The 3133-nt window shown below is 61.3% G+C and carries 4 protein-coding genes; 3 read left to right on the forward strand and 1 reads right to left on the reverse strand.

Annotation, left to right across the window (positions count from 1 at the left end; all coding sequences use genetic code 11):
• The coding region (locus tag Q0349_RS02300; protein WP_298079240.1) for a glutamate--tRNA ligase family protein at positions 1-556 on the reverse strand (556 nt) is incomplete at its 3' end.
• Positions 557-636: 80 nt separating this feature from the next.
• On the opposite strand from Q0349_RS02300, the gene Q0349_RS02305 reads away from it, so the two are divergent.
• The 3 genes from Q0349_RS02305 to Q0349_RS02315 are packed head-to-tail and all read left to right on the forward strand — an operon-like array spanning position 637 to position 2991.
• The gene (locus Q0349_RS02305) at positions 637-1296 is read left to right on the forward strand and encodes a transglycosylase SLT domain-containing protein (RefSeq protein ID WP_298079241.1); all 660 of its coding nucleotides are present in this window, start codon (positions 637-639) and stop codon (positions 1294-1296) included.
• 30 nt (positions 1297-1326) lie between these two features.
• Positions 1327-1857, forward strand: a complete 531-nt coding sequence (locus Q0349_RS02310; RefSeq protein ID WP_298079242.1) for a Sua5/YciO/YrdC/YwlC family protein — start codon at positions 1327-1329, stop codon at positions 1855-1857.
• Between the two features lie 12 nt (positions 1858-1869).
• Positions 1870-2991, forward strand: a complete 1122-nt coding sequence (locus Q0349_RS02315) for a 5-(carboxyamino)imidazole ribonucleotide synthase (protein WP_298079244.1) — start codon at positions 1870-1872, stop codon at positions 2989-2991.
• Positions 2992-3133 lie beyond the last annotated feature (142 nt).

A 3133-nucleotide genomic window follows, 5' to 3' on the forward strand; every position in this document is an offset into this window, starting at 1 on the left:
GCAGGTTGATGTTGGGCGAGGCCATGTCGATTTTGGCGCGCAGGACGTGGCTGCCGTCGGGGTGTTTGCCGTCCACCATTTCCTGGAAGAGCGCGCGGTTTTCGGCGATGCTGCGTTCGCGGTAGGGGCTGTTTTTGCCGGGTTCGGTCAGGGTGCCGCGATTTTCGCGGATGTCTTCCGCGCTTTGGCTATCGACGTAGGCAAGCCCTTTGTCAATCAGTTGCCAGGCGTAGTCGAGCAGTTGCGGGAAGTAGTCGCTGGCGTGGTTGAGGTGTTTCCAGTCAAAACCGAGCCAGTGCACGTCGCGCTTGATGCTCGCCATGTATTCTTCGTTTTCTTTTTCGGGGTTGGTGTCGTCGAAGCGCAGGTTGCAGTAGCCGCCGAACCGGTTGGCCATGTCGAAGTTGAGGCAGATGGATTTGACGTGGCCGAGGTGGAGGTAGCCGTTCGGTTCGGGCGGGAAGCGGGTGATGACGTTGCCGCCGTTTTTGCCGTTTTTCAGGTCTTCTTCGATGATGTTTTTGATGAAGTTGGCGGCTTCCGGGGTCTGGTTCATGGGGGTCCTTGTTCGCTGTGGTTTGGGGCTTTGCGGGGCGCGGTGTAGAATGCCGCATTTTAGCAGATAGCGGAGCAGCTATGCGTTTGCACGGGAGTTTTTGCGTTTTGGCATGCCTGGTTTTGGTGGCCTGTTCGTCTTCTTATTCGGGGCATAAAAAGCACCGTCATTATCCGGCCAGCGCCGACATGAGTCAGGATCCCTGGGATAATTTGGCGCCGCGCGACCCGCGTTATCAGAATGAGCCGCAGCCGCCGGTGTCGTCGATGGAGAATGCCTGCGTGTTGTTGTCGCAGCGGCCACACTGGGCGGAGGCGCTGGATGCGACGCGCCTGCGCTGGCACATTGAGCCGTGGCAGATTCTCGCCTTCATGCACCAGGAGTCGCGTTTTAACCCGACGGCAATGAGTACCTCGCAGGCCTATGGCTACGCGCAGGTGAAAGCGCCAACGTGGGAGTGGTACCAGTTGAAGCGCGGGCGGCAGAATGTGTCGCGCGAGCGCTTTGATGACGCGGTGGATTTCATCGGCTGGTACGCCAACCAGAATGTCATCCGCAACGGCGTTGATTTGAATGACGTGAAAAACCAGTACCTTGCCTATCATGAAGGGCTGGGCGGCTTTGAAAACCGCAGTTTTCTGGAAAAGCCGTGGCTGATGACGATTAGCGACAAGGTCGCCGACCGCGCCGCGCTCTATCAGGCGCAGTTGCGCAACTGCCCGGTCGGCTGGTCGTACTAGATGATCATCCCGCCGGAAAAAGATACTTTTTTGAACCTGCTGCAATCGCGGCAGGTTTTTGCATATCCGACGGAAGCGGTTTACGGCCTGGGCGGCGACCCGCGCGCGCCGGAGGTGTTCGCCGAAATTTTGCGACTGAAAGGCGCACGCCAGCCGGGGCAGGGAATGTTGCTCGTTGCCGCCGACTGGGCGCAGTGCGCGGACTGGGTCGCGGATTTGGACGATGCCCTTATCGCCCGGCTGCACACGCTTGCGGCAGCGCGCACCACCACCTTCATCCTCCCCGCCACGGATGCCGTACCCGCCTGGCTGCGCGACGCCGCCACCGGGCGCATCGCCATCCGCGTCTCCACCCATCCGCTGGTGCGCCAGCTATGCACATGGGCGGGCGTCCCGCTGATTTCCACCTCTGCCAACCCCAGCGGAGCGCCACCGGCGCGCACCGCGGCAGAAGTACAACACTACTTCCCCGCCGTGCCGGTGATTGCGGGAACAACGGGCGGCGAAGCGCGACCGAGCCGCCTTTGGGACGTGGCAAACGCCACACCAATCAGAGACTAAGGAGTGTACGACATGAAACTGGCAATACTGGGCGGCGGCCAACTCGGCAAAATGTTCCTGCAAGAAGCGACGGACTACCCGATGCCGGTCGCCGTGCTTGACCCCGACCCGCGCGCGCCCTGCGCCGCGCTCACCGGGCTGTTCAAACAGGGCGACTTCCGCGACAAACAAACCGTGCTCGATTTCGCCAAAGACGCCGACGCGGTTGGCATCGAAATCGAACACGTCTCGGTGGAGGCGCTGGAAGCGCTGGAAGAAGCGGGCAAGCGCGTCATCCCCGCGCCGCGCGTCTTGCGCCTGATACAGGACAAAGGCCTGCAAAAACAATTCTATGCCGACCACAACCTGCCGACCGCGCCATTCTATCTGGCAGAGACCCGCGCCGACATTGACCCCGAACGCATCCCGCTGCCCTTCGTGCAAAAAACCCGCACCGGCGGCTACGACGGCAAAGGCGTACAAGTCATCGTCAGCGAAGAAGACCTGCACAAACTGTGGGACACGCCGTCAGTGATCGAAGCGCTCTGCCCGATTGCGCACGAAATCGCGGTCATCGTTGCCGCCGACGGCGCGGGCAACACCGTCGCCTACCCCGTCGCCGAAATGGTCTTTGACAACGTATTGAACCTCGTCGATTACGTACAAATGCCGTCCTTCCTCAGCGCCAAAGTGCGCGAACAGGCACAACAACTGGCACAGCGGCTGGTACAGGCCTTCGACGCGCCCGGCCTCTATGCGGTGGAAATGTTCGTCACCAAAGACGGCGAGCTGTGGATTAACGAAACCGCGCCGCGCGTGCACAACAGCGGCCATCTCACCATCGAAGCCTGCGCCAACTCCCAGTACGAACAAATGTGGCGCCTGCTCGCCGGAATGCCGCTCGCCTCGGTACAACAATACCGCCCGGCGGCGATGATCAACCTCATCGGCGCCTACGGCCACAGCGGCCCTGCACTGCTCGAAGGCCTTGACGCGGTACTGGCGCTGGACGAAACCTACATCCACTGGTACGGCAAGGCCGAAACCCGCCCCGGTCGCAAAATGGGACACATCACCGTGCTCGCCGACCACGAACCGGCGCTGAAAGCCAAAATCGACCAAATCCGCAAAGCGGTGCGGGTGGTGAGCCGCTAAAAAATTCCCCCATCGTTCTGCCCCTCCCCCTGTGGGGGCAGCAAACCACCCGCGCTAGAGCGTGTTTGCAATTTGAATCCCCCTCCCCTGCGAAGCGGGGGAGGGTCAGGGAGGGGGTGTAAAAAACCGCGTAGCGACCGCA

The organism is uncultured Cardiobacterium sp. (assembly GCF_938028185.1).
GTDB lineage: Bacteria > Pseudomonadota > Gammaproteobacteria > Cardiobacteriales > Cardiobacteriaceae > Cardiobacterium.